The 26,303-nt window shown below is 43.0% G+C and carries 21 protein-coding genes and 2 pseudogenes; 16 read left to right on the forward strand and 7 right to left on the reverse strand.

The window, feature by feature from the left end:
* Nucleotides 1–20 precede the first annotated feature (20 nt).
* A complete protein-coding gene (locus tag ACFFRD_RS32985) occupies nucleotides 21–722 on the forward strand; it encodes a Uma2 family endonuclease (protein WP_392480046.1) in 702 nt (233 codons plus the stop codon).
* A 56-nt stretch (nucleotides 723–778) separates the two neighbouring features.
* Here the strand turns inward: ACFFRD_RS32985 and ACFFRD_RS32990 are convergent, their stop codons facing one another.
* The 4 genes from ACFFRD_RS32990 to ACFFRD_RS33005 form a co-directional block, all read right to left on the reverse strand.
* Nucleotides 779–1,633, reverse strand: a complete 855-nt coding sequence (locus tag ACFFRD_RS32990; RefSeq protein ID WP_392480048.1) for an oxygenase MpaB family protein — start codon at nucleotides 1,631–1,633, stop codon at nucleotides 779–781.
* 25 nt (nucleotides 1,634–1,658) lie between these two features.
* A complete protein-coding gene (locus tag ACFFRD_RS32995) occupies nucleotides 1,659–2,789 on the reverse strand; it encodes a CO2 hydration protein (RefSeq protein WP_392480050.1) in 1,131 nt (376 codons plus the stop codon).
* Between the two features lie 114 nt (nucleotides 2,790–2,903).
* Nucleotides 2,904–4,409, reverse strand: coding sequence for an NADH-quinone oxidoreductase subunit M (locus tag ACFFRD_RS33000; RefSeq protein WP_392480052.1), 1,506 nt, complete (start codon nucleotides 4,407–4,409; stop codon nucleotides 2,904–2,906).
* 180 nt (nucleotides 4,410–4,589) lie between these two features.
* On the reverse strand, nucleotides 4,590–6,446 hold the full coding sequence (locus ACFFRD_RS33005; protein WP_392480053.1) for an NAD(P)H-quinone oxidoreductase subunit F: 1,857 nt from the start codon (nucleotides 6,444–6,446) through the stop codon (nucleotides 4,590–4,592).
* A 659-nt stretch (nucleotides 6,447–7,105) separates the two neighbouring features.
* On the opposite strand from ACFFRD_RS33005, the gene ACFFRD_RS33010 reads away from it, so the two are divergent.
* The 10 genes and pseudogenes from ACFFRD_RS33010 (at nucleotide 7,106) to ACFFRD_RS33055 (ending at nucleotide 15,850) form a co-directional block, all read left to right on the forward strand.
* The gene (locus ACFFRD_RS33010) at nucleotides 7,106–7,414 is read left to right on the forward strand and encodes a carbon dioxide-concentrating mechanism protein CcmK (RefSeq protein WP_012410633.1); all 309 of its coding nucleotides are present in this window, start codon (nucleotides 7,106–7,108) and stop codon (nucleotides 7,412–7,414) included.
* 90 nt (nucleotides 7,415–7,504) lie between these two features.
* Entirely contained in the window at nucleotides 7,505–7,849 is a 345-nt protein-coding gene (locus ACFFRD_RS33015) for a carbon dioxide-concentrating mechanism protein CcmK (RefSeq protein WP_010995041.1), read from the forward strand.
* A gap of 6 nt (nucleotides 7,850–7,855) precedes the next feature.
* Nucleotides 7,856–8,158 (forward strand): EutN/CcmL family microcompartment protein, encoded by a 303-nt coding sequence (locus ACFFRD_RS33020; RefSeq protein ID WP_012410634.1) that lies wholly within the window; start codon nucleotides 7,856–7,858, stop codon nucleotides 8,156–8,158.
* 99 nt (nucleotides 8,159–8,257) lie between these two features.
* Nucleotides 8,258–9,916: pseudogene (locus ACFFRD_RS33025) on the forward strand (ribulose bisphosphate carboxylase small subunit); the annotation flags it as partial.
* 153 nt (nucleotides 9,917–10,069) lie between these two features.
* Nucleotides 10,070–10,267 (forward strand): annotated as a pseudogene (locus ACFFRD_RS33030) (ribulose bisphosphate carboxylase small subunit); the annotation flags it as partial.
* Nucleotides 10,268–10,479: 212 nt separating this feature from the next.
* Nucleotides 10,480–11,253: a transferase gene (locus tag ACFFRD_RS33035; protein WP_392480058.1), complete on the forward strand. Its 774-nt coding sequence runs from the start codon at nucleotides 10,480–10,482 to the stop codon at nucleotides 11,251–11,253.
* A gap of 56 nt (nucleotides 11,254–11,309) precedes the next feature.
* Complete coding sequence (locus tag ACFFRD_RS33040) at nucleotides 11,310–12,107, forward strand: BMC domain-containing protein (protein ID WP_114082839.1); 798 nt, start codon at nucleotides 11,310–11,312, stop codon at nucleotides 12,105–12,107.
* A 241-nt stretch (nucleotides 12,108–12,348) separates the two neighbouring features.
* A complete protein-coding gene (locus ACFFRD_RS33045) occupies nucleotides 12,349–13,290 on the forward strand; it encodes a LysR substrate-binding domain-containing protein (RefSeq protein WP_392480060.1) in 942 nt (313 codons plus the stop codon).
* Nucleotides 13,291–13,459: 169 nt separating this feature from the next.
* Complete coding sequence (locus ACFFRD_RS33050; protein ID WP_392480062.1) at nucleotides 13,460–15,091, forward strand: mucoidy inhibitor MuiA family protein; 1,632 nt, start codon at nucleotides 13,460–13,462, stop codon at nucleotides 15,089–15,091.
* 69 nt (nucleotides 15,092–15,160) lie between these two features.
* Entirely contained in the window at nucleotides 15,161–15,850 is a 690-nt protein-coding gene (locus ACFFRD_RS33055) for a Uma2 family endonuclease (RefSeq protein WP_392480064.1), read from the forward strand.
* A 38-nt stretch (nucleotides 15,851–15,888) separates the two neighbouring features.
* Here ACFFRD_RS33055 and ACFFRD_RS33060 read toward each other — a convergent pair whose 3' ends face one another.
* Nucleotides 15,889–16,089, reverse strand: a complete 201-nt coding sequence (locus ACFFRD_RS33060; protein ID WP_114082835.1) for a hypothetical protein — start codon at nucleotides 16,087–16,089, stop codon at nucleotides 15,889–15,891.
* A gap of 207 nt (nucleotides 16,090–16,296) precedes the next feature.
* Between ACFFRD_RS33060 and mnmE the strand changes: the two genes are divergently transcribed.
* From mnmE to ACFFRD_RS33075, 3 genes are all read left to right on the forward strand, one after another.
* Entirely contained in the window at nucleotides 16,297–17,691 is a 1,395-nt protein-coding gene (mnmE, locus tag ACFFRD_RS33065; protein ID WP_392480066.1) for a tRNA uridine-5-carboxymethylaminomethyl(34) synthesis GTPase MnmE, read from the forward strand.
* A gap of 106 nt (nucleotides 17,692–17,797) precedes the next feature.
* Nucleotides 17,798–18,568: an SDR family NAD(P)-dependent oxidoreductase gene (locus ACFFRD_RS33070; protein ID WP_392480068.1), complete on the forward strand. Its 771-nt coding sequence runs from the start codon at nucleotides 17,798–17,800 to the stop codon at nucleotides 18,566–18,568.
* 50 nt (nucleotides 18,569–18,618) lie between these two features.
* Nucleotides 18,619–18,948: a hypothetical protein gene (locus ACFFRD_RS33075; RefSeq protein ID WP_392480071.1), complete on the forward strand. Its 330-nt coding sequence runs from the start codon at nucleotides 18,619–18,621 to the stop codon at nucleotides 18,946–18,948.
* Between the two features lie 128 nt (nucleotides 18,949–19,076).
* On the opposite strand, the gene ACFFRD_RS33080 is transcribed toward ACFFRD_RS33075, so the two are convergent.
* A complete protein-coding gene (locus ACFFRD_RS33080) occupies nucleotides 19,077–19,997 on the reverse strand; it encodes an alpha/beta hydrolase (RefSeq protein ID WP_392480074.1) in 921 nt (306 codons plus the stop codon).
* Nucleotides 19,998–20,330: 333 nt separating this feature from the next.
* Here ACFFRD_RS33080 and ACFFRD_RS33085 point away from each other — a divergent pair, with 333 nt between their 5' ends.
* A complete protein-coding gene (locus tag ACFFRD_RS33085) occupies nucleotides 20,331–21,206 on the forward strand; it encodes a lysophospholipid acyltransferase family protein (RefSeq protein WP_392483227.1) in 876 nt (291 codons plus the stop codon).
* A 35-nt stretch (nucleotides 21,207–21,241) separates the two neighbouring features.
* Here the strand turns inward: ACFFRD_RS33085 and ACFFRD_RS33090 are convergent, their stop codons facing one another.
* Nucleotides 21,242–22,897, reverse strand: coding sequence for a hypothetical protein (locus tag ACFFRD_RS33090; RefSeq protein WP_392480077.1), 1,656 nt, complete (start codon nucleotides 22,895–22,897; stop codon nucleotides 21,242–21,244).
* A gap of 87 nt (nucleotides 22,898–22,984) precedes the next feature.
* Between ACFFRD_RS33090 and ACFFRD_RS33095 the strand changes: the two genes are divergently transcribed.
* Nucleotides 22,985–26,242: an alpha-mannosidase gene (locus tag ACFFRD_RS33095; RefSeq protein WP_392480079.1), complete on the forward strand. Its 3,258-nt coding sequence runs from the start codon at nucleotides 22,985–22,987 to the stop codon at nucleotides 26,240–26,242.
* Nucleotides 26,243–26,303 lie beyond the last annotated feature (61 nt).

Consider the following 26,303-nt stretch of genomic DNA (forward strand, 5'->3'; position numbering starts at 1 on the left):
CATCCTGCAAAGGTAGTCTTATGACCTCTGCAACCGACCCATCCACCGCGCTGACCCCGTTTCCAGACCATACGCAGCTTCCTGAATCTGACGGTACTTTCGTGAGAAACTTTCAGGAACATCCCCAAAGCATTCTCCTAACGGACTCGATTAAACCGATATTGCAAAAACGTCACCCTGATGGGCAATACTGTATTGGTCAAGATAGTGGTATCTACTGGCGCATCACTGACCCCCCAGAAAAAGGCGCAGAAGCACCAGACTGGTTTTATGTAGGGAATGTACCACCCACTCTGGATGGACAAACGCGCAGGTCTTATGTATTATGGCGAGAGTTTATTGCCCCATTGATTGCATTAGAATTTGTCTCTGGTGATGGTAGTGAGGAGCGAGATAAAACTCCTTGGAAAGGGAAATTTTGGATTTATGAGCAGGTGATTCGTCCTCCCTTCTACGGCATTTATGAAGTGAATAAAGCCAGCGTAGAAGTTTATGAATTAATTGGTGGACAATATCAGTTATTAACAGCAAATGAACGCGGACATTATCCCATACATCCTTTAGGAGTTGAGTTAGGGATTTGGCAGGGACAATATTACAATATGGAATTACCTTGGCTACGTTGGTGGGATTTGCAAGGTAATTTGTTGTTGACTGGTGAGGAAAGAGCCGATCGCTTAACTGCTCAATTGCGCTCTTTAGGTATCGAACCAGAAGCCTAATATGGCAAGAGTTCCTGATAGATGCCAATCACTTAAATAAGTTAACCGGAGCTTTACTATTTAATATTTTCTGCTGGCCCCACATTTGCAATTTCATAGCCAGTGGGATAGCTGGGGATAGGAGAGTCAATATAAAAATTAGGGTGATTCCGAGGCGGAAATAACCGGATTAATTTGGCTCGGATTCTTAGTAGGCTTACCATAGCCGATCGCAACAATGGCGAAGGATAGGGAAAACCAAAGGCATCAAGCATGGTGTCATCTAACAAAGCGTAGATACCTGGTTTGATGGCAGAACGCATCCACCAAGGAAACCAACTCAAAAATAAATCGCGTGTAGCTTCCCCAACTCGACGATTTGTATCTGAATAGCGAAAGTTTTGGCGTTCGTAGTCAAGGTTATAGCGCTCCAACTCTTCGTAGGTTTCAGGGATGTTCTGAATCTGCATTTGCTTACCTACTTCTCGCCAGAAGTAAAAAGACGCTAATTTTTCTTGTTCGCACATCAGCCGCCAACCAAACCGCGCATTCCAACGGATAGGCTCGAAAATGAAGGTTGAAAGTACATACAGGAAATCACCGTTGTCAATCTTGAAGCGTCCGTGGAGTGCATTCATGCGTTGCAGGGCTTCTTTGCCACGATCGCTATCATAGCCCCACTTAATCATCTCTCCAACAATTATTGACGTATCATCGTAGCGTTTTTGCGGACAATGGGTAAATTCTCCTGTCTGATTCAGCAATTTAGAAATACTAGGAACGCAATAAGTTCGCATCAAAGCTACTTCGAGCGATCGCGTCATATCCCAAGGAAACTCATAGCCATTCATCAAGCTATAAATCCGGCAATGATCTTGCACTGGGTCAAGTTGCTGAATTAGGTGAAAATTTTTATAGCGATTGAGAAGCATCTGAAATTTCTCTGTATAAATTCAGTTATTTATTGACATCTAGCAACCGCGAAGTTTCTAAACGACTCATCCACTTCTCTAAATAAACTCGATTACCTTTTTCCTCATTTGGATCTTTAGTGTCCAAAGGATAAGGCATCAGTCCCAAAATCGTTGCTGTTGTCACGCAAAACATCGATTTTTGGAAACTCATACAAATTTGTACCCGCAAATCATCTTCACCCCGAAGACTGCGACGATAAATTTCATGCAAATACTCTGGAAGATAATGACGCATATCCTGCATCAACAATGTGGGAGGAATACCTGCGCCGCCGATGGGCAAAGGATCGGCATATAATGCGCCATACTGAAATCGCGTTTGATCTGGGGGAATTTGATAACCTTGGGCGTTGTATGAAACTGTACCGTGGAAAGGAGTTCCCCGAAAGAATACTGCCTCTACATAAGGTATTGCTGTATCTGCTAAGAAAGTCAAACCAACGCTTTTAGGAATAATTTCATAGACTTCACCTCGTATTTTGACGGCGTAGGTAATTGGGTTTGACGCATTTGCCACTAACCCTGCTTTAATATGTTCTACAACTTCAGAAATCGATTTTATTTTGCCTTGATCGTAGAGGTCTGATAAGCTGAGGAATATATCAGCCATGACTCGCCAAAATTGACCTAAACCTGTGTAGTAAGCAGAGACACGTAAATGTTCCGTTAAGAAATCTGGAAACAGTTGGTTAATACCAGTAACTAAAGGATTATTTTTAAATTTTGCGGCGATAACGGCTTTCGCTCTTTCCTTAAATTCTGTTGTATCTAAATATGTATCTAGTCCACCACCACCGTGCCACATCATGGCTTTCATACAATATTCGGCATACTCAAAATTAATTCGATTATGCCACCAGTGGCGAAGTAATTTCTCAACAGAAACCTCTCCATTAAAGTATTTAAAAAATGGGAAAAATATTAAAAATTGATGCTCGGCAATATAGTTAAGATTTTTTGAGTAGGCATCTAAAACCACACCATAGCTTTTAAGAATACCAACTACTTCTAGTACATTTTCTGGACTATTGGGGAGTAATGCTTCTCCTTTTTGCAGTCGTTCAATATACTCAGCTAAGGGATTGTGAGCCGCTTTCTTTTTAATAGTTACCATTGCTATCTCTCCAAAAAGTATAGGGATTGGGGCATTAGGATTGGGGCATTGGGCATGGGGCATTGGGCATTGGTTATTTCCTCTGCCCACTGTCCCTCTGCTTCTTAAAAATCCCTAATCCCCAGTCCCCATTGCTTTCTCCAAGGACACTGCTACTACTACGTTTTGGCTATTCACCATTGCTGTAATTGTTGGTTCAGTCCAGCGTGCTAACCAAGCGGGTTGAATGCCGAAAATCACAATCAGCACAGCTAAAATTGCAGCTGGGGCGCGATCGCTCCAATACACACGTGGTAAGTTAGTAACTTGTGCAGACAAGCGGCCAAAAAAGGCGCGGTCAAGGAGTATTAGAAAGTAAACCGCAGTTAAGCCAGTACCAAGCATTGATAGTAAAGTTTGCACTGGAAAAACTGGGAAACTGCCCCGAAAAATGATGAATTCGGAAATAAACCCTACCATTCCTGGTATCCCAGCACTGGCCATAACTCCCAAAACCATTAGGCTACCAATTACAGGCATACCCCGTTCTGGGTTCAGCAATCCTTGAAGAACATCTAAATCTCGGCTGCCGGCTTTTTTATACACAACCCCTACCAGCAAAAACAGCATGGCGGAAATTAAGCCGTGGCTAATCATCTGCATCACAGCACCTAAAACGCTTAATGGTGTAGATGCCGCCGTCGCTAACAGCACATAGCCCATGTGTCCAATGGAACTGTATGCTACCATTTTTTTCATATCGGTTTGAGCGATCGCGCAGGATGCACCATACAATACACTCACCACTGCCCAAGTCGCTAACCAAGGAGCCACATAAGCCCAAGCTTCTGGTAACAAGTTCATACCAAACCGCAGTAAGCCGTAAGTTCCCAACTTCAACAACACCCCAGCCAATAGCACGGAAATTGGTGTGGAAGCTTCAACGTGAGCATCTGGCAACCAAGTATGAAAGGGAACTAAGGGAATTTTAATCCCGAAACCGATCAAAATCCCTCCTAGTAGTAAAAGCTGTGTCGCTAGAGGTAGAGTCGTAGCGTTTAAGGTTGCTAGTGCAAAGCTAGAGGAACCACTCAGCCAAACCATGCCGAGGAAACTTGCCAAAATCAAGATTCCCGAAACTGCGGTATAAATAAGAAATTTTGTAGCCGCATAACCCCGCTTTTCCCCACCCCAAATAGCTATCAACAGATATAGCGGAATTAATTCTAATTCGTAAAACAGGAAAAATAACAGTAAATCCTGTGCCAGAAATGCTCCAGTCACCCCAGCGCTCAATAATAGTATCAAAGAGTAATAAAATTTAGGGCGCTGTAGAGATTCATCGCTACTGTAGATGGCAATAGAAGTTAACAGTCCATTCAAACCCAGCAGTGGCAAAGATAAACCATCGATTCCGAGGTTATAGTTTAAACCTAAGACATCTATCCAAGGTACAGACTCGGCAAACTGTTGAGTGATTTCCCCTGGATGGAACTGAATTGCTAGTACGATTGTCCACAAGAAAGCAATAGTGGCAAAGACCAAAGCTACCCCACGGGCAAATTTTCCATTGATACCAGAAGGCGAGAAACCAATTAAAGCTGCACCGATTAACGGCACTAGAATTAAAACACTAAGCATAAGCAGATATGGAATGGGGAATGGGGAATGGGAAATTGGGAATGGGGAATGGGGGAGAATTTTCCCTATGACAAATGACCAATCACCAATACTTCTCTACGAGAGGCTGCGCCGACGACTATGCTCAGTACAAGTGACAAATGACAAATGACAATCCCCACTAAATTTGTGCCAACATCTTTAAAAAGGCAATTTATCTAGTAAACCCGATGACCAGCCGATGAAGAAAACCAGGACGCTGACAACTGCGAGGATGGTCAACATATAGCCCTGAGATTGCCCAGAAATGCTGTACTTTAAAGTTTGTCCGCCAAAAATCGTCGCAAACCCAACTAAGTTTACTAGACCATCGACTAAATAGCGATCGCTCCAAGCAGAAATTCTAGATAGCAGTGCGACTGCACTCACCACCGTTACGCGATAAACTCGGTCAATATAAAAATCATAACCTAATAAGTCTTGCACAAATCTCCACGCCAAGAATCTAGATCGTGACCAAGCTTTGTGCAGATAAACTGTAGAACCTATAACTACTCCCAGCACAGTAGAAGCAAATAACGCTAATGCTACATACCAATTAATACTTTCCCAATCTGGTAGTAAGTACCATTGCTGTAACATCAAGGGTAAAAGCAGAGTTAAGATTGTGAGAGTCACCATCGGGAAGGCCATTTGCCAACCAACTTCTGGCGTGCGTCGGGTTTTTTGTTGCGGTTTTCCCCAGAAGACTAATCTGAATACTCTAGTTAAGTTCAATGCTGTCAAGCCATTGACTAATAATAAAACCCCAATCACCCAAGGGCTAATATTCACGAAACCGTCCGCCCATCCTAGCATTGCCCAGAAGCTTCCCAATGGTAGAAGCGTTACCATACCTGCCGAACCGACAATAAAGGCGGTGGTGGTGGCTGGCATCCGTGACCAAAGTCCGCCCATTTCTGTTAAGTCTTGGCTTTGGGTAGTTAAGATAACTGAACCAGAACTCATAAATAATAATGCTTTAGCGATCGCATGAGTTAACAGCAACATCAGTGCTACACCCCCTTGCTGTAACCCTACCGCTAAAAACACTAACCCCATGTATGCACTGGTGGAATGAGATAGCGATCGCTTAATGTCAATTTGAGCTATAGATACTAATGTCGCCCCAATTGCTGTCACCGTACCCATGATTACCAAAGCATTCAAGGCAATTGGCGACAGTGCTAACAATGGTTGAAATTTATACAGTAAATAAGCGCCACCGGCGACTACCAGTGAGTTTCGCATTACCGAAGCAGGATTGGGCCCTTCCATCGCCTCATCTAACCACAGGTGCAATGGAAATTGGGCACATTTTCCAGCCGGCCCAGCAATTAACGCCAACCCCAGCAATGTTGATGTCACTGGGCTTAAATTAGCTGTTTGCGCCCACTCATATAAATCCGAAAAGTTCAAACTACCGGACAAGGTGGAAAGTGTCACCACAGCCATCAGCAGCAACAAGTCTCCTACCCGTTTAGTCCAAAACGCATCTCGCGCCGCCGTCACTACTAGCGGTTGAGCATACCAGAATCCCACTAGCAAGTAAGTCGAAAGTGTCAGAACTTCTAAAAGGGCATAGCTGAGAAACAAAGAATCGCTGATTGCTAGACCACTCAACGCTGCTTCAAAAAATCCTAGCAGCGCAAAAAAACGTGCTAGCGACCAGTCCTTTTCCATGTAACCCAGAGCGTAAACTTGTGCCAGTAAGCTTAAACCTGTAATTAAAACTGTTGCCCCAATACTGACTGGTGAGAGTTCCAAGCTAAAAGATAAGTCTAAATCAGCAGCTTTAAACCACGGCACCAGTAAATTTTCTGGTTCTCTATCCCAGATATTTTTAAATACAAATAGACTATGGACAAAAGCCACAACAGTTGTCAACAAGTTGATGTATGCCGCAGGTCTTGGCCCTGTTCGCTGAATTATTCCTATTCCCCAGGGCAACGTCAAAATTGCGCCTATTAAGCTATATAAAGGCACAAACCAACTTGTTGAAAATAGAAATTGATCCATTTAAATTTACCTTTATGACTCAGCCTTTATTTTAAAAAATCTTTCAGACAATTATTTATTTAAAAAACTAAATTTAGTAAAATATCAACATTTTTTTACTATTGTTTAAACTAAATTATCCAAAGTATTTTTACTTTCCTTTCCCCTACTAAACTTTGATAAAATATAACTTTACATACGCAAAAGCATTTACTTGCCTTAACCTCACCTCTGTTTTTACAATAGTATTTCTACTTTGAGCAGAGTAATTTATACGATATATTTGAAAAGATTATATACTTTTCACTTAGTCGTTGTACATCCAGCAAAATTCGAGGAAAGATAGATACAGTAAAAGATACAGCCGCCGCTCTTCCCTCACCAGATAGAATTAGCCTTGGTTATGAATATCGTTTTGTAAATGTGATAAAGAAATTATAAAGCATAAGTGGCTGCTCAAGTAATTCAGTAAACTTTAATTGCTCAAAAGCCTAGATAAATATTTGTTAAGTTTTTTAAAACTTTCTTATCATAAACTATTATAGTAATTTATATTGCCAGGAACGCCAAGCTTTCCTATGCTTAAATTGGAAGTGTTTTCTTAGCTATAAGATCAGGCTCTCCCCGTCAAAAAATTCAAACGACAGTACAGATTGCATTAATTTTGTAGGAGTTCTGCGATGCCAATTGCAGTTGGAATGATTGAAACGAAAGGCTTTCCAGCAGTTGTGGAAGCTGCTGATGCGATGGTGAAAGCCGCCCGTGTCACCTTAGTAGGGTATGAAAAAATTGGTAGCGCTCGCGTCACCGTGATAGTTCGGGGAGATGTATCGGAAGTGCAAGCTTCTGTAGCTGCTGGGGTTGAAGCGGCGAAAAGAGTCTTTGGTGGTGAAGTGTTGTCCACTCACATCATTGCTCGTCCTCATGAGAACCTGGAATACGTCTTGCCGATTCGTTACACAGAAGCTGTAGAACAGTTCCGTACCTAAAAGCTGTTTAAAAAAAGTAATTAACGCTCTTTGCTTTTTTGAGCATCACTTTTGTCCAAAGCTAAAAACTTTAAATAGGGATTAAAACTAATGTCAATTGCAGTGGGAATGGTTGAAACTCTGGGCTTTCCAGCAGTTGTGGAAGCTGCTGATGCGATGGTGAAAGCTGCTCGTGTTACTCTAGTCGGCTATGAAAAAATCGGCAGTGGTCGAGTTACCGTAATTGTTCGGGGAGATGTATCGGAAGTACAAGCTTCCGTAGCCGCAGGTGTTGAATCAGTGAAGCGAGTCAACGGTGGACAAGTGCTGTCTACTCACATCATTGCTCGTCCTCACGAAAACTTGGAATATGTCCTACCAATTCGTTATACAGAAGACGTAGAGCAATTCCGGGAAAATGTGAACGCAATTCGTCCTTTCGGTAGAAGACCGTAATTTTTAATGCAAGTCGCTAAAGTTCGCGGCACAGTAGTTAGCACCCAAAAAGATCCAAGTCTCAGAGGTGTGAAACTACTGTTGTTACAATTTGTAGATGAAGACGGAAACATCCTCCCACAATATGAGGTAGCAGCAGATAGTGTGGGAGCAGGTGTAGATGAGTGGGTACTTGTCAGTCGTGGTAGTGTTGCTCGTCAAGTTATTGGCAACGAACAGCGACCACTAGATGCAGTGGTAGTGGCGATCATAGATACAATTTATGTTGAAGATCGCATGATTTACAGCAAAAAAGATCAATATCGATAGTCATTTAGTCATTGGTCATTGGTCATTGGTCATTAGTGAATAACAAAGGACAAATGACAACGGACAGATGACAAATGACAATATAGGAGGAATCTCGCAATGGCAGTCCGCAGCACGGCAGCACCCCCAACTCCGTGGTCAAGGAATTTAGCTGAACCCAAAATCCATCAAACTGCTTTTGTACATTCATTCTCCAATCTGATTGGGGATGTAAGAATAGGTGCAAATGTAATCGTTGCTCCGGGGACTACGATTAGAGCGGATGAAGGCACACCTTTTTATCTTGGTGAAAACACTAATATTCAAGATGGTGTGGTCATTCATGGGTTAGAGCAAGGTCGAGTAATTGGCGATGACCAAGAGAAATACTCGGTATGGGTAGGTAAAAATGCTTGCATTACCCACATGGCTCTAATTCACGGGCCAGCTTATGTAGGCGATAATTCCTTCATTGGCTTTCGCTCTACAGTGTTTAATGCCAGAGTAGGTGCAGGTTGCATCGTGATGATGCACGCTTTGATTCAAGACGTAGAAATTCCCCCAGGTAAATATGTACCTTCGGGAGCGGTAATTACTAGCCAGCAGCAAGCTGACCGCTTGCCAGATGTGCAAGAGCAGGATAAGGAATTTGCTCATCATGTGGTTGGGATTAATCAGGCGCTACGAGCTGGTTATCTTTGTGCTGCGGATAGCAAATGTATAGCACCCATTCGGGATGAGAACGCTAAATCTTATACAGGTAATGGTATTACTGTTTTAGAGTTGGAAAGGAGTAGTGAAGTGGCGAGCAATAGCTTGGGTGCAGAAACAATAGAGCAGTTGCGCTATCTATTGGAACAAGGGTATAAGATTGGTACAGAACACGTAGACCAGAGACGGTTCCGCACGGGTTCTTGGACTAGTTGCCAACCAATTGAACCGAGATCCATCGGTGAAGCGATCGCAGCATTAGAAAGCTGTGTAAGTGACCATAGTGGCGAATATGTCCGCCTGTTTGGTATTGACAAAGATAGACGGCGTGTGTTAGAGAGCATCATCCAACGCCCGGATGGTGATTTTAAACCAGCTACCAATTTTAAGGCTCCGGCTAGTAGTCATAGCAATGGCAGCTACAGCAGTAATGGTAACGGTAACGGCTCTAGCAGTGGCAAAGTCAATGGCGAAACTGTAGAGCAAATCCGCCAACTTTTGGCAGGTGGTTACAAAATTGGCATGGAACACGTAGACGAGCGCCGTTTCCGTACTGGTTCCTGGACTAGCTGCAAGCCAATTGAAGCAACTTCCATAAATCAAGTAATTTCCGGCTTGGAAGAATGTATAGAAAGCCATCAAGGTGAGTATGTGCGTTTAATCGGCATTGATACCAAAGCCAAACGGCGGGTATTAGAAACGATTATCCAACGTCCAAATGGTCAAGTAGCCTCCTCTGGTAGTCAGAAATCATCATTTACTGGCAGCAGTGGAGGTTATGGAAGTTCTACAGCAACAGCTACCAGTACCCGTTTGAGTACTGAAGTAGTAGATCAACTCCGGCAATTATTGGCTGGTGGGTACAAGATTAGCCTTGAACACGTAGACGAACGACGGTTCCGTACAGGTTCTTGGACTAGTACCGGTCAAATTCAAGCCTCCTCAGAAAGAGAAGCGATCGCAGCTATAGAAGGACACCTTGGCGAATACCAAGGGGAATATGTACGCTTAATTGGTATTGATGCCAAAGCCAAGCGTCGGGTATTAGAAACAATTATCCAACGTCCAAATGGTCAAGTAGCCTCCTCTGGCAGTCAAAAATCATCATTTACTAGCAGTGCGCCTTCTGCTACAGCAACAGCAACAGCTACCAGTACCCGCTTGAGTGCTGAAGTTGTAGGCCAACTCCGACAATTATTGGCTGGCGGCTCTAAAATTAGCCTTGAACACGTAGACCAACGGCGGTTCCGTACAGGTTCCTGGACGAGTACCGGTCAAATTCAAGCCTCCTCAGAGAGAGAAGCGATCGCAGCCGTAGAAGGACACCTTGGCGAATACCAAGGGGAATATGTGCGCTTAATTGGTATTGACCCCAAAGCCAAGCGTCGGGTATTAGAAACGATTATCCAAAGACCATAGTAGGTAGTAGGTAGTGGGGAATTGGGAATTGGGAATTGGGAATTGGGAATTGGGTATGGGCAAGAGGACAAGGGGACAAGGAGAATTAAAGACTTGTTTCAAGTTCTCACCTCTGTCTCCTTGTCTCCCCTGCCTCCCTTGCCCCCTGCCCCCCCGCTCCCCTGCCTCCCCTACTCCTCATCCCCACTCCGGCTTCCGAGGTTAAAATTTCCATGTCTGTGCTGTCACTGCGCCTCAGCAATAATTTTGATTCTTACATTAGTGGTGAGGTGACTATTCATCCAAGCGCAGTACTTGCACCTGGGGTAATCCTCCAAGCGGCTGAAAACAGCAAGATCATCATTGGCCCAGGGGTCTGTATTGGCATGGGAGCAATTCTCCAAGTCCATGAAGGAACCCTAGAGGTAGAAGTAGGGGCAAACTTGGGAGCCGGTTTTTTGATGGTTGGCAAGGGCAAAATTGGAGCAAATGCTTGCATTGGTTCAGCAACAACAGTTTTTAACTATTCAGTTGAACCTGGACAAGTAGTTCCACCTGGATCGATTTTAGGAGACACCAGTCGGCAAATTGCTCAAACAAAGCAGCCGGAACCATCCACGAATAACCCTACGGCTACAAGTGCGCCACCGCAGAAGGAAGAAGAAAATGGCTCAGGTGAAGTTAAGGAAAAGGTAGTTTCCTCAACTAACTTCTCAGCCGCCGCTTTTGTGGATTTCAAACAAAATAAGTCCATTTCTTACTTTAAATCTACCGCCACTCCTGAAAGCCAGCCTCCTCCCGTAGAGGAACCAGCCAAGGATATTGAACCCCCCTTGCAAGAACCCGCCCAAGAGCCTACAAAACCTGACTCAGACCCCAATCAGCTAACTACAGAATCCCCTAACGGTTTCGGGACTCAGATTTATGGACAAGGGAGCATAAGCAGACTGTTGACTACATTGTTTCCTCATAGACAATCCTTAAGCAACCCAAACTCTGACGATTAGTCTGAGTAAGTGTTAATTGTAAGTTGTCGGCTTTGTGATTATCTGGGAAAGTTCAAATGGAAACATCTAATCAACGGTCTATGAAAGCCATCGAAGGAACGAGTCATCGAGACACCTTCCAAGATACTGCTTTAGGTTTAGTTTCTACCCGCAGCTTTCCCGCAATAGTTGGGACGGCGGATATGATGCTGAAATCAGCAGGAGTTCACCTAGTTGGGTATGAAAAAATTGGTGGCGGATATTGTACTGCGATCGTCCGGGGTGGCATTGCTGACGTGCGTCTGGCTGTAGAATCGGGTGTGCAAACAGCTGAACAGTTTGGTCAGTTAGTTTCTAGCTTGGTGATTCCTCGGCCTTATCCCAACCTAGATATAGTACTTCCCATCACAACCCGTTTTACTAAATTGATGGAGGAGGGTAATTCTAGCCGTCTGAGTAATCAAGCAATTGGTTTGGTAGAAACGCGAGGATTTCCAGCGATGGTAGGCGCGTGTGATGCCATGCTCAAAGCTGCTGATGTTCATTTAGCAGCCTACGAAAAAATTGGTGGGGGTTTGTGTACAGCCATTATTCGTGGTTCCGTAGCAAATGTGGCGGTAGCAGTGGAAGCGGGAATGTTTGAAGCAGAACGCATTGGAGAATTAAATGCAGTGATGGTAATTCCCCGACCACTAGACGAAATGGAGCAAACCTTACCATTAGCAAGTTGCTGGATAGAAACACAGCAGCCTTTAAACTTGCCAGTGAACATTAAAGAACAAGTTGCCGAAATAGAAGTGCTAAGATTACCAGATTTAACTAAGCTACCTACAAAAATTGCAGAAGTTGTAGAAGAATTATGGAATGATGAATGATGATAGATGAATTTGGGAAAATCATCATTCATCGGGAAGTGGAAGGGATCTTACGCTTTTCTTGTTGTTTTGATAATAGCTTCTTCAATCTATAAATAAAATACCTTTGTTTTAATAGAAATAATAGAGTTTTATCTATAATAAAACTCGTAAATTTCTATGAGTATCGCTATAGCATTTGCAACTGTTCAGTTAATACTAGTTTTATATCGATGAATAGCTATATAGAGGAGAACCACCTTTGAAACAAGCGACGCTGCACCAGTTAAAGGTATTCGAGGCTGCGGCACGGCACAGTAGCTTTACGCGGGCTGCTGAGGAATTGTTTCTCACCCAACCTACCGTTTCTATGCAGATTAAGCAACTCACAAAATCGGTAGGGTTGCCATTATTTGAACAAGTAGGAAAGCGGTTGTATCTCACCGAGGCAGGACGAGAATTATTTGCCACTTGTCGGCAGATTTTTGAAAATATAGCCCAATATGAAATGAAGGTGGCAGATTTAAAAGGGCTAAAACAGGGACAATTACGCTTGGCAGTGATTACAACAGCAAAATATTTTATCCCACGTTTGTTAGGGCCGTTTTGCGAACTTTATCCAGGGATTGATATCTCTCTGCAAGTAACAAATCACGAACAAATTTTGGAACGAATGAGCCAGAACCTCGACGACTTATATATTATGAGTCAAGTTCCAGACAATATGGATGTGACTTGTGAGGCCTTTTTAGAAAATCCTTTGATAGTCTTTGCACCACTTAATCATCCGTTATCCAAAGAAAAAAATATTCCGATCCAACGCCTGTCTAACGAACCTTTTATTATGCGAGAACCAGGTTCAGGAACTCGTCGCGCCGTCCAAAGCCTATTTGAAGAACAAGGGGTGACAGTAAAAGTCAAACTTGAATTGGGAAGTAACGAAGCAATTAAACAAGCGATCGCAGGTGGTTTAGGAATTTCGGTTTTATCTCGTCATACTTTACTATTAGACGCTTCAGATTTTAGCATTTTAGATGTCCAACACTTTCCCATTCAGCGACATTGGTACATGGTTTACCCCGCAGGCAAGCAGCTATCTATCGTCGCTCGTGCCTATTATGACTATCTCCTGGCTGCGGCAAGGAATTTTGTAGATCAAAACACTGATACCACTTCTAGTACCCTTGAACCAACTCACGGTTAATTCATAATTACGTTAGCGCAGCGTTAGCGAGTCCGCGATAGCGAAGCGTTAGCGACGCAGGAGCGTCGCGTCATTACGAATTACGAATTACCCAAAGGGGTTGACTCTTAGAACGGCAACCATTGACAATTAACCAGCAGAATCAATTAAAAATGGGGGAAAACTGGCAATGGTTAACCCGGAAATACCATCTTGGCGCAAAACAGTACAAAGCGAGATTGTAGCTGTTACAGTTTATGCTGACAGAGCATTGGTTACACGGCGGGGTGTAGTTGATTTAACAGGAATTGAACAGGAATTAGTAATTACCTCAGTGCCAGAGACTCTAGAAACTGAGTCTATCAGGGTTAGCGGTACAGGGACAGTGGCAGTGCGTTTGATGGGAGTGAGTAGCGATCGCATTTACACCACTGAACCAGTGGCAGAGCGAGTTGCCCATTTAACAAGGCAAATTGAGCAATTAGAAGCAGAAAAACGCCACCTGCAAGCCCAGGTAGATGCTTTAGTATTACAGTCTAGTTTTATCGCCGGGTTACGTGAAAAAACAGAAGAACCCTTTGCACAAAGTTTGTCTCGGAAAAATCTTAGCCTGAGCGAAACTTTGGATTTTTTGAACTTTCTCGGAAGCCAGTATAGTGAATATGCGATCGCATCTGGAGAGTGCAAAACCCAACAGCAGGAATTAGACAAAGAACTGCAAGCACTCCGCGCCTCATTGCAAAAAATTCAAACGCCCCATCCCAAAGAGAGTTTGAGCATAGTTGTAGGAGTTGAAGTTGCAGGTGAAGGCGAATTTGAATTAGAGGTGTCTTACATAGTAAATCGCGCCAGTTGGACTCCGCTTTATGACTTGCGCTTTAACACTACCAGCGATATTGTGCATCTGGGCTACCTTGCAGAAATTACTCAAAGTAGTGGCGAAGATTGGATTGGTGCAAATCTCACCCTTTCTACCGCTAAACCGGGATTAGGTACACTCCCGCCTAAACTTGAACCCTGGTATATTGATGCGCCACGTCCACAAATGTTACGACAACGACGATTTGCTGCTCAACCACCACTGCTGCCTAGCATAGCAGAACCGCCTGCTTCTGCTGCCAGAGCAGATTGGCAAGAAGAAGACGAAGGTGCAGATGATGTTCTTATCCCAGCAGAAACCGTTACAGCAGAAGTATCCAAAGAAGGAAGTGTAGTTACCTTTAAATTGAATGGTGGTGGTAACATTCCCAGTGATGGCGCACCCCATAAAACGACAATTTTTAATGACGATTATCCTTGTAACTTTGATTATGTGGCAATGCCGCGTTTGGTAAGTTTTGCTTATCTGCAAGCAAATGTAAAAAATAATCCCAATGGTGCGACTTTGTTACCAGGAAAAGCGAATATTTTCCGCAACAATGTTTTTATCGGGACAACTCAGTTAGAGAATATTGCACCAGGACAAGAATTCAAACTGAATTTAGGGATGGATGAAGGTTTGAAAATTGAGCGCGATTTAGTTGAACGCCTGGTAGACAAAAGATTGATTAGCAACCAGCGCCGGGTTACTTATAGTTATCGGTTGATAATTACTAACTTACTCGACAAAGAAGTAAATCTGAAAGTAACTGAACAATTGCCAGTTAGCCGCAACGAGCAAATTAAAGTGCGCCTTAGCCGTAGCAACCCACAAATTCAACTTGGTGAAATGGGCATTTTGGAATGGCAGTTAACTCTTCCACCACAGGAAAAAAGAGAAATATATTACCAGTTCAACGTTGAACATCCGCCTGACTTAATGGTAGTTGGGTTAGATATTTAGTGCTAGGGTGCTGCACGTCTGTGCTTCTCACTGCTACGCTAAACTTATAGCACTAAGACACTTGTTGCCATGTCTGTAGCCCAAGATTTAGAATCCCCAGAAGATAGTATATTTCCCCCAGGGGATTTATATAGTGACGAACCGCCTTTGGAAACTGACTTACATCGGCTACAAATGACTCTGCTAATTCAATGCTTAGAGTGGTTGTGGCGAAATCGCAACGACTTTTATGCATCGGGTAATCTCACCATCTACTACAGTCCACGCCAGCGCAAATCAGAGAACTTCCGGGGGCCAGATTTTTTTGTAGTATTAGGGACTGAACGCAAACCCCGTAAAAGTTGGGTTGTCTGGGAAGAAGATGGTAAATATCCTAATCTAATTATAGAAATTCTCTCAGATAGCACAGGCGACACTGACAAGGGACTAAAAAAACAAATTTACCAAGATATTTTTCGCACACCAGATTATTTCTGGTTTGATCCAGAAACGTTAGAATTTGCAGGGTTTCATTTACTTGATGGTAAATATCAACCGTTGGAACCAAATACCCAAGGCTGGTTGTGGAGTCAACAACTAGGTTTATATTTAGGTGTTTCTCAAGAAAAGTTGCGCTTTTTTACTTCTGGTGGAGAACTAATTTTGACACCACAAGAAGCTGTACAACAAGAGAAAGAACGCGCTGAACACGAGAAGCAACGCAGCGATCGCTTGGCAGCAAAACTGCGAGAATTAAATATAGATCCAGATACTATTTAAGCTCCTCGCTGTCTTGCTTATGCCTATTAACATCAGTGTTATGGATCTTCAGGAAAAACCCATTTTGGCGGTTCCGTCATTTTTTTCCGCAGACGTTCTTGTGCCAATTCCAACATTTTGTCTAGGGGAGTATCTTCAATAAATTTTGCGGCCGCCTCTCTATACTCGATATTGGGGCATTTATCCCCTAAAACACACCCATTAACACAGGCTACAGCGCAGTTAATCTTTTGCTCCACAGTAAATTCCTCTCTCTAAAACTTATAAGTTATAAAGTTGTGAGTTCTAATATTCACCCCTAACTCTTTACTATCAGGCATTAACCTCTAAGTAAATTTTACCTTGCCAGTTGCTATCCTATTAGTCTAAACACCTACCATTTAGAAAGTTATCAGTTATGAGTTATGATTTTGACTCCTAACTTTTCATTCTTATGAAGGGCACTCATGTCAGAAGTTTTTGCTACTACTGGAACTATCGCTGCGATCGCAACTGCTGTTGTCCCCCAACAGGGTAGTGTTGGTATTGTGCGGGTGTCTGGTTCTGAAGCAATGGCTCTAGCCCAAACTCTTTTTCACGCACCAGGGCGACAAGTTTGGGAAAGTCACCGGATTCTCTACGGTTACATTCGTCATCCCCAAACCCAACAACTGGTAGATGAAGCTCTATTGCTGATTATGAAAGCACCCCGCTCTTACACCCGTGAAGATGTGGTGGAATTCCATTGCCACGGGGGGATAATGGCAGTGCAGCAGGTATTACAACTGTGTTTAGAAAATGGCGCTAGACTAGCTCAACCCGGAGAATTTACTCTCCGCGCCTTTTTGAATGGGCGATTGGATTTAACTCAAGCCGAAGGTATTGCTGATTTAGTGGGAGCTAAATCACCTCAAGCTGCCCAAACTGCCTTAGCTGGTTTACAGGGAAAATTAGCTCATCCAATCCGGCAGTTACGCGCTAACTGTTTAGATATTTTGGCAGAAATCGAAGCTCGAATCGATTTTGAGGAAGACCTGCCACCGTTGGATGATAAAGCAATAATATCAGAAATCGAGAAAATTGCCGCCGAAATAACGAGGTTATTGGCAACCAAAGACAAAGGTGAGTTGCTACGCACAGGTTTGAAAGTGGCAATTGTGGGACGGCCAAACGTCGGTAAGTCGAGCTTATTGAACGCCTGGAGCAGGAGCGATCGCGCCATTGTTACAGACTTACCTGGTACAACCCGCGATGTGGTTGAATCCCAGCTAGTTGTCGGGGGAATTCCCGTACAAGTGCTAGATACAGCCGGGATTCGGGAAACAACAGATCAAGTGGAAAAAATTGGTGTGGAGCGATCGCGTCGTGCCGCCAATGCAGCTGATTTAGTCTTACTTACCATCGATGCTTCAGCAGGTTGGACAGAAGGCGATCAAGAAATTTACGAACAAGTACAACACCGTCCATTAATTCTAGTCATTAACAAAATCGACTTAGTAGAAGAAAGCGAAAGAAAAACTCTTCAATCTCAAATACCCAATCCAAATTCTAAAATTGTCACAGCAGCAGCACAAAATCAAGGTATTGATGCTTTAGAAACAGCAATTTTAGAGCTAGTCAAAGCAGAAAAAGTCCAAGCTGCTGACATGGATTTAGCCATTAATCAAAGGCAAGCAGCAGCTTTAACTCAAGCTAAAATATCTTTGGAACAAGTACAAACAACAATTGTCCAGCAGCTCCCTCTAGATTTTTGGACAATTGACTTACGCGGTGCAATTCAAGCACTGGGAGAGATTACCGGGGAAGAATTAACAGAATCAGTTTTAGATAGGATTTTTAGCAAGTTTTGCATTGGTAAATAAACCTAAATGTTCTGTTTTGCTAATCTTAGTAGTCTGGGTGAAGCGAATAAAAACCCAGTGTTTATCCTAATTATTAAGTTTTAATATTATTAAACCCTAAAATTTTATGTCTTTCAAAGATGAAATCAATTCTGTAAACGCATTGATTGTGGGAGCCAGCCAAGGTATTGGTTTTGGTTTTGTAAAAAGATTGCTACAGGATGAGAAAATAGCTAAAGTTTTTGCAACTTCTCGTCAGCTAGAGTTAGCCACCGATTTAATAGCTCTTGTAGACGAACATTCTGGGCGATTAATTTGTTTAGAGATGGATATTACTGACGAGTTGCAGATTGTTGAAACTATTCAAAAAATACATACCCAAGTTGACAAACTGCATTTAGTAGTCAACTGTGTAGGACTGTTGCATGAAGATACTTTGCAACCTGAAAAAAGCTTAAGACAGATAAATTCAGAAAACTTGCTGCGCTACTTTCAGATAAATAGTATTGGTGCTGTCTTGCTAGCTAAACATCTATTGCCTCTGTTGCGTCATGGAGAACGCAGTGTGTTCGCTAGTATTTCTGCTAAATTGGGCAGTATTGGTGATAACAAACTTGGTGGATGGTATGGCTATCGCGCTTCTAAAGCAGCACTCAATATGTTGATGCGAACTGCGGCAATTGAGTATAAAAGAAGTTGTCCTAAAGCATTAATAGTGACATTGCATCCTGGTACAACTGATACACGCCTTTCCCGTCCTTTCCAAGGAAATGTACCTGCAGAAAAATTATTCTCAGTGGAACGCACCGTTACCCAATTATTGACTGTCATCGAACAACTTCAAGAAGGCGATAGTGGGCAGTTTTTATCGTGGGATGGAAGCAGATTGCCTTGGTAACTGCGTTACGCTGGTGCTAGTGAAACTCACATTACTTGTAACCAAAGCCTATGAAGTTTTTTGTGCCAGCAGCCAAGGATGATATCAAAGCAGAGCAAGTGTATAGTGCTTTTGCTCGGTCTGTCAAAGCACCATTAACCGAAAAGCGTATTTGGAAGTTACAGTGGCGCGATCGCGAAATTGATATGGAATGCGAGGTAGGTAAACCCTTACCATCCTCTTATCAAACTGGGAAAGAGCTAGTTATGGCAATCTTTGAATGCGAAAACCTTTATAAAATTTGTACTCTTACCCGTGGAGGAGTAAAGGGAGAACCTATCTTGGTTGGCAAAAACTCTGTATCCTCTGCAACATATTTTTCAGATAATGTAAATAACTGACTTTGCGTATTACATAGAGCAGAAAGTATATCAGTATTGGTAGTGCAAATATACAGAAGTCGGAGTTAGTGACATCTAGTCCTATCAGAATTCTTAGGTTGTTATAGGTGTAACAAGTAGTGATGCAGCTAAAAACTAGGAAACTCTAACTCACCACTTACCCTTCCTAACTGAGCCGTCTGGGATGGTAGGTGTCCCTCCAACCAATTCTCCAAATCAACCATTACCTCTCGATAATTGAGGTCACGCTGAATTTCGTGATAGGCTCCAGGATACTCGATTCTCAGCTTATCTTTACAGTTTACCCTTTGATAAAAGATGTCGCTTCCCGCAGGTAAAGCAACTCGGTCTGCACCACCGTGGAGAATCAACAATGGTAATTGCCAATCACTTGCGTGAGCATTAATCCAATCAACTGTTGCAAAGAATTCTGTAGCTAGACGGGCAGTACCAAGGGTATGTCGTAGTGTATCTTGAGCGATCGCAGCTAAAACCTGCGGATCTCTTGAACCAGCACTGATGTCAATGCCTGTATTCAGGGTGAAACGTGGCCACACTCGTGAGAGCATTTTTCCTAAAAGCACCCGAATCGGTGAAATCCCAACTTTCCCCAAGGTTGGCGCGAGAGCGATCGCACCTTGCAAAACTGATGCTTGTTGGGGATAGCGCAGAATATAATCTAAGACAATCACCCCGCCTAAACTATGACCCAAAAGAAAAATTGGGCAGCCAGGATTCTGAGTCTGAATTAACTGTAAAAAGGCTCCCAAATCTTCTCGAAACTCACTCCAAGCGTTGATATAGCCTCGCTGACCTGGTGAGCGTCCATGACCACGTAAGTCTAAGGCATAGATAGCATATTGTTTGGGTATCAAATGCTGAATTACATTACTGTAGCGATCGCTGTGGGCTCCGAGTCCATGCACAATGGCTAATATTGCTCTTACTTTACCCTCTGGATGCCAGCTTTGGTAATAGAGGTCAAGCCCTCCAACACCTTGGAATGTGCCTTCTTTACGAGACGCGATGCGATCGCTATGGTCAATCATTTGGTTAATTTTTTAGGTATTCTCTCAGCAAGTTACTAACATGTCAACACTCTTTGTATAAAAATAGATTCTGGCTATGGGGATAATTACAGCTAATTTATTTAAAATCTTGATAAGAGCATTCCACAATTTCTAACCGTGGGTTGGTTAATAATATAACCTCAAGAATTATGATTTATTTATGAATTCAAGGAGATTTTTATCAAAAATTCTTCTAAGGTATCTGTTCAGGAAGACCAAGCTGATGGGGTAATTTCCGAAGTTCATACCGATTCGAAATCTAGCCATCAGAGCGAAGATAGTACACAATTAAAAACTTTAACTGCTGCAAGTATAAAGCGGGTAAAAGAGGGTGTAGCTGCGGCTGGCGATCGCGCTGTTCGCCAGATTATCGAAAAAACCCTCAATCGCTTGGAAGGTGTTAATCAGGGGTATTCAGAACCTAGAGCCAACTCTGGGCTGCGTCGTTTTGTCATGCGATCGCTCATCCATTCCTTTTTCAAGGTACGGGTCGAACACCTCGAAAGAATACCTCAGAAACCTGCAATTCTAGCTGTCAACCATCTCCACCATATCGATCCCTTACTCCTGTTAGCCGAACTCCCTACCCAACCCCACTATTACATCCTGGGCGATGCTCGTACTCTTTATAACAAGTGGTGGAAGCGCTTCATCCTCGGTTTTGCGGGGGGCGTGATTCCTTTGGAACGGGTATGGAAAGAAGAAGTTGCTGTCATGGAAGCGGCTAAAGCACGAAGGCAAGATTTAGTTGAGCTAGCTACAGCAATTAAACAGACAGTACCGACAGGAGAAGATATACACACACTCCGACAGATAGACCGGATTATCCTGGCAATTTTGGCTCGTGGAGATGGGATGATTCTTTTTCCCGAAGGACGACTAGGAACTGCTGAGGGTAAGTTGTATCTCCCTTTAAAACGCGGGACAGTGATTTATGCTTTGCGGGCTGGTGTACCGATTATTCCAGTTGCACTGATTGGGACTCATGACCTTTATTTAAGAAAAGAGTTAACAATTCGAGTCGGTGAACCCTTACACTTTGCCCAAACAACCAGACCAAAGCGCCAGGAAGTAGAAGTAGCTTTGGAGACGTTACAGAATGCGATGCTGGCTATGTTGCCAACTAACTATCAAGAACCAACCGGAACCAAGCTGTTACGTTCTTTCCTAAATCACATGTTGTGGTGAAGAGTTTATTGCTCTAAAAAGATTACGAATTACTATTATTTTCCCTGCCACATCTGCCGTAATGACTGAAAAATCTTTACAAATTTCTCTTCTAGCCAGAGCATAGCATAATCAACCCATTCCAGAAGTTGCTCTAAGGGATGTTTCTCATAGCCTGTTGAAGTTGCTTTGGTTTCTATCCAGTCTGGCTGTGCCTCAATTTGACTACTTTGATGAAACTGCTCTTGCAAAATTTCCCCTTTCCGAATCTCGCGTTTAGTTAGGGAAGTATGGGCTTGAATTTGTTTTGCAGAGGAAACTTTTCCAGATATTTTTTGGCTTGAGGCAAGATTACTAGTTGCTTGTTTCCTTTGCACCAAACCAGATCCGATTTTAGGTTGTTTTACAGTTAAATTCTTTTGTGGAAAATGCCCTACTGATAAACTTGCCGCTAAAGCAGGATTTTTATTTTCCACTTGAGAAAGTGTAATTGACTTGTTAGTAACGGTTTCAGTATCTCCAAATAAATCATTCCATGTTAGCCAAGGATCAACAGCTAAATCCTGATTTTCCAATAGAGGGCTTTTAGCCAAGGCTTTTCTAAAGCGTGATGAGAATAGTTTACTTGGCAATTGCTCATCACTAGTTGTTGAATCAAGTGTTTTTCTATTACCAACACCAAAAAAGTAATTAAGCGCCGCCTCAATCAAAGCGTGAATGTTCAGTGTATGAGTTTCCAAACCATCAGCAGTGGTTGCAATTTCTCCCCTAGCAGCTAATTGCTCTTTGCCATAAAGAAATATGTTTAACTGAGTTTGGGCAACTTGAACAATTTCCTGGCTACGTTCTTGCACAGGTACTAAAGCATTTGACTCCAACTTAGCAACAGCTATATCTAGAAATGCTAGTAATCTTTCAGTATTAAGTAAATCTTTTGATATGCCCTCAGCTAAAGCTGGAATTTTGGTTGTATTTCCATCAGTGAGTTTTGCTAATAAACGGTCAATTTGTGGTAATAGCTCCGTTTCTTTTTTGGCTATAATCAACCGCCAAGACTGCCAGTAATTAGCAACTTCGTTAATAATTCGATCTTCTAACTTTGCCTGCTGCTGGGGTGTCAAAATATCTAGAATTTCATTTTCGGTAGTAACAAGTACTAAACTCCGATTCATCAAATTTGTGGCAATTCCCCGCACTGCTGGAAAATGCTGTTTTAGAGCGTTATCTAACTGTAAAGAGTTGATAATCTCCGCTTTATTCTCTGTAATACTTGAAGATTCTATATAACTTACGTTATTTGTCGAGTTTTTATCAACAAACTTCAGCCGCACAACTTCCAATAAAGCCAAAGGATTGAAAGTTTCAGATGTTTTTGTAGGAGTGGAGACGGCTTCATCTGACAAGACATAATTGACTGCTTCTAGTACTTGTTGAATAGGACTATCAGCATTTGGAATTTCGGACTGGAAATCGGTATCATTTGGTTGTAACTTGAGTCTAGTTTGTGGTTCTTTGGTCTGTAGCGTTTTCCCAGATGATTCAGATGACTGAAACAGTAGATACACTGGGTAAAGTAGTGCCTCCACACCCCACTTAGTGGCAACTTGCAAATGCCGGAAGGTGTGTTCCCACTGTTGTGTCACCCGCCGAGATTGCTGGTGGACAAAGTTAAATAGTCTGCTTTGATAACGACCAGAGGAACCAGAAGACATAGTAGTAATTTTTTAGTTCAAGTCTTGTTAAGTTGTGAGACTCGCGCCAAACAATAAAAACAACCAACACCTCATATTAGCGAATATATGACTCCCACTGTCTCTCAATCTCATACCAAAATCATCTCACAAGCAATTGAGCAACTGCGCTCTTTTTGCCAAGTTAATCTTCAGTCTAGCTGGCTATACCAGGAATCTGACCTGATTATTACTGATGTTGTCGCTGCTGATTTGTCTCATTGGCAACCTGTTCAGTTGAATGCTAAAGAACATATCGCTTGGACAGGGGGGAAAAATGTACTATGGCTAGTGCAAAGGTTGGTAGTGCCCCAAGATTTACAGGGTTATCCTTTAGCTGGGTTATCTTTGCGGCTGGCGCTGCTTTGGTGGGCAGATTCTGCTGAGATTTATGTGAATGGGGAGTTAGTACTGGAGGGTGATTTATTTGATTGTTCGCCGAGAGTGCTTCTCAGCCAAAGAGTGAAGCCAGGGGAAGAGTTTGTTGTGGCTTTGCGGTTAGTGAGTCCGGGACATTGTGATGGTGCTTTAGTGCGATCGCTCCTAGTTTATGAGTCTATTGTTGATAATAATCCCGATCCGGGTTTTGTGGCTGATGAATTAGCTGTGGTGCAGCTTTATTTGGAAAGGTTCGCGCCGGAGAGGTTGGATGTTTTGGTGGAGATGGTGGAGGAGGTTACGAACCGCAGAGGCGCAGAGGGCAAAGAGAAGGGAGAGTTAGCAAGATCGTTTTTGTCTCTACGCCGAAACCTAATTCAATCCGACATCTTAGCCCCCCTTTTTAAGGGGGGTTGGGGGGATCAAAAATCTAAAATTTTCTTGTTGGGTCATGCTCACTTAGATTTAGCATGGCTATGGCCTGTGAGTGAAACTTGGAATGCGGCGCAAAACACTTTTGAGTCGGTTCTGAAGTTGCAAGCAGATTTTCCTGAGTTAATTTTCTGTCATTCGACTCCCGCACTTTATGCTTGGATTGAGGAACATCGCCCGGATTTGTTTCAGGCGATTCAAGCACAGGTAGCTGCTGGACGTTGGGAAGTTGTCGGCGGAATGTGGGTGGAACCGGAACTCAATCTCATTGCTGGTGAATCAATAGTCCGTCAGCTATTGTATGGTCAACGCTACATCCAGGAGAAATTTGGCAAGCTTTCAACTATGGAGTGGGTTCCAGATTCTTTTGGTTTCTGTGCAACTTTACCCCAGTTTTTCGCTAATGCCGGAATTGAGTATTTTGTCACCCAGAAGTTGCGGTGGAATGATACTACTAAATTTGATTATGGGGCTTTTTGGTGGCGATCGCCTGACGGTAGCGAAGTCTTTAGTTTGATGTCTGCACCTATGGGGGAAAACATTGACCCAGTTAAAATGGCATCCTACGCTCTGGAATGGCAATCCCAAACTGGTTTATCAGAATCCCTCTGGCTTCCCGGTGTAGGCGACCACGGCGGCGGCCCCACTCGTGATATGTTAGAAATCGCCCAACGCTGGCAAAAGTCACCTTTCTTCCCAGACTTAGAATTCACGACGGCTGAAAAATATTTACAGCAAATTGTAGAGACGCGATTCATCGCGTCTGTCAGTAATTATAATTCCCCTCCTACCTCCCCTACATCCCCTGCTCCCCCTGCCTTCCCCACCTGGGATGACGAACTATACCTCGAATTTCATCGCGGTTGCTACACTACCCACGCAGACCAAAAACGCTGGAATCGTCGTTGTGAAAATTTATTATATGAAGCTGAACTATTTGCTACCTTCGCAACCTTAAGCTGTGGTGCGACATATCCGAAAGCAGAAATCGAAGCAGCTTGGAAGCAGGTTTTATTTCAACAGTTTCACGATATTTTACCTGGTTCTTCAATTACTCAAGTTTACACAGATGCCTTACCCCAGTGGCAGCAAGTAGAACAAGTCGGAACGAAGATATTACAAGACTCACTTTTAGCGATCGCATCTCACATTACCCTATCAGAACCACCAAAACCCAATAGTTTACCTATTTTCGTTTTCAATTCTCTCAATTGGCAGCGTTCTGAGGTAGTCTCTGTAGCCTTATCCACACCACAGGAATGGCAGATTTACGATACTTCAGGAAAGCAGCTTGTCTCCCAATTATCTGAACCATCAACCCTATTATTTCTAGCTACCGAAATTCCACCCGTTGGCTACCGCATATTTTGGCTTTCCCCCTCATCTCCAACTCTGCGGGAAGCTAAAGCTACATCTCTCTCACTTCTCCCAGACTGGATTTTAGAAAATGAATTCTTGCGAGTTGTTATCGATCCTGATACTGGAGATTTATCAAGTGTTTTTGATAAAACTTATCAACGAGAACTTTTGAGTGGTGCAGGAAATCAACTACAAGCTTTTAAAGATAGCGGTCAATATTGGGATGCTTGGAATATAGACCCCAATTATTCCCAACATCCCTTACCATCAACAAATCTTCAATCTATTCAGTTGTTAGAACAAGGGCCAGTGCAAAGTCGTGTGCGCGTGGTGCGTCAGTTGGGCGAATCGGAATTTTGCCAAGATTATATTCTGCAAGTTGGTTCACCTCTACTGAAGATAGCTACTACTGTCAATTGGCAAGAAAATCATGTATTGGTGAAAGCTGCTTTTCCTTTGAATATCGAAGCAGACTTTGCTACTTATGAAATTCCCTGTGGCGCGATTCGCCGGACAACTAAACCGCAAACTCCCGCAGAACAAGCAAAATGGGAAGTCCCAGCTTTGCGTTGGGCGGATTTAACAGGAGAAACACAGGAGGGTATTCACGGAGTTAGTTTGCTAAATGATTGTAAATACGGTTACGACAGCAAACCAAATCAACTTCGCCTAACACTGCTACGTAGCCCTAATTGGCCAGACTCAGAAGCTGATAAAGGTTTTCATGAGTTTACATATACCTTGTATCCTCATGTTGGTAGCTGGGAATCAGCCCATACGGTACGGCGTGGCTATGAATTGAATATACCGTTACAAGTGATATTAAATCCTCCTAATGAAAATCCTTCCCTTTCTACTGGTAAAGATGGGTTGGGGATGAGTTTCCTAGATTTATCAGCTGAAAATTTAATCTTGATGGCCTTGAAGCCATCTGAAGATAACCCACAGCAGCTAATTCTGCGGTGTTATGAATGTCACGGAGAAACAGCCGAGTTATCTTTGCAAAGTAATTTAGGGTTAAATCTAGGAGATGCAGTAGATTTGTTAGAGCGTTCCTCTACTACTGAATTCTCATCTGGGCAACAACTCTTAACAATACAGCCTTGGAAAATCGCCAGTTTCAAGGTAATACCAGCGATAAATTCCAGACTGGCGTAAGCGACTATTGCTGTGTCAGTGGCCAATTGTGGTTTTCCACAGACCACCAACCAATGACAAA

This window comes from Nostoc sp. C110 (assembly GCF_043099725.1).
Taxonomy (GTDB): domain Bacteria; phylum Cyanobacteriota; class Cyanobacteriia; order Cyanobacteriales; family Nostocaceae; genus Nostoc; species Nostoc muscorum_A.

What these genes read in the sequence shown, in the direction of transcription:
- ACFFRD_RS33000 (WP_392480052.1), bottom strand. Translation starts at nt 4,409, where the DNA reads ATGCTTAGTGTTTTAATTCTAGTGCCGTTAATCGGTGCAGCTTTAATT.
- ACFFRD_RS33070 (WP_392480068.1), top strand. Translation starts at nt 17,798, where the DNA reads ATGTCTTTCAAAGATGAAATCAATTCTGTAAACGCATTGATTGTGGGA.
- ACFFRD_RS33010 (WP_012410633.1), top strand. Translation starts at nt 7,106, where the DNA reads ATGCCAATTGCAGTTGGAATGATTGAAACGAAAGGCTTTCCAGCAGTT.
- ACFFRD_RS32990 (WP_392480048.1), bottom strand. Translation starts at nt 1,633, where the DNA reads ATGCTTCTCAATCGCTATAAAAATTTTCACCTAATTCAGCAACTTGAC.
- ACFFRD_RS33055 (WP_392480064.1), top strand. Translation starts at nt 15,161, where the DNA reads ATGTCTGTAGCCCAAGATTTAGAATCCCCAGAAGATAGTATATTTCCC.
- ACFFRD_RS33020 (WP_012410634.1), top strand. Translation starts at nt 7,856, where the DNA reads ATGCAAGTCGCTAAAGTTCGCGGCACAGTAGTTAGCACCCAAAAAGAT.
- ACFFRD_RS33015 (WP_010995041.1), top strand. Translation starts at nt 7,505, where the DNA reads ATGTCAATTGCAGTGGGAATGGTTGAAACTCTGGGCTTTCCAGCAGTT.
- ACFFRD_RS33050 (WP_392480062.1), top strand. Translation starts at nt 13,460, where the DNA reads ATGGTTAACCCGGAAATACCATCTTGGCGCAAAACAGTACAAAGCGAG.
- ACFFRD_RS33035 (WP_392480058.1), top strand. Translation starts at nt 10,480, where the DNA reads ATGTCTGTGCTGTCACTGCGCCTCAGCAATAATTTTGATTCTTACATT.
- mnmE (WP_392480066.1), top strand. Translation starts at nt 16,297, where the DNA reads ATGTCAGAAGTTTTTGCTACTACTGGAACTATCGCTGCGATCGCAACT.
- ACFFRD_RS32985 (WP_392480046.1), top strand. Translation starts at nt 21, where the DNA reads ATGACCTCTGCAACCGACCCATCCACCGCGCTGACCCCGTTTCCAGAC.
- ACFFRD_RS33040 (WP_114082839.1), top strand. Translation starts at nt 11,310, where the DNA reads ATGGAAACATCTAATCAACGGTCTATGAAAGCCATCGAAGGAACGAGT.
- ACFFRD_RS33005 (WP_392480053.1), bottom strand. Translation starts at nt 6,446, where the DNA reads ATGGATCAATTTCTATTTTCAACAAGTTGGTTTGTGCCTTTATATAGC.
- ACFFRD_RS33080 (WP_392480074.1), bottom strand. Translation starts at nt 19,997, where the DNA reads ATGATTGACCATAGCGATCGCATCGCGTCTCGTAAAGAAGGCACATTC.
- ACFFRD_RS33090 (WP_392480077.1), bottom strand. Translation starts at nt 22,897, where the DNA reads ATGTCTTCTGGTTCCTCTGGTCGTTATCAAAGCAGACTATTTAACTTT.
- ACFFRD_RS33095 (WP_392480079.1), top strand. Translation starts at nt 22,985, where the DNA reads ATGACTCCCACTGTCTCTCAATCTCATACCAAAATCATCTCACAAGCA.
- ACFFRD_RS33075 (WP_392480071.1), top strand. Translation starts at nt 18,619, where the DNA reads ATGAAGTTTTTTGTGCCAGCAGCCAAGGATGATATCAAAGCAGAGCAA.
- ACFFRD_RS32995 (WP_392480050.1), bottom strand. Translation starts at nt 2,789, where the DNA reads ATGGTAACTATTAAAAAGAAAGCGGCTCACAATCCCTTAGCTGAGTAT.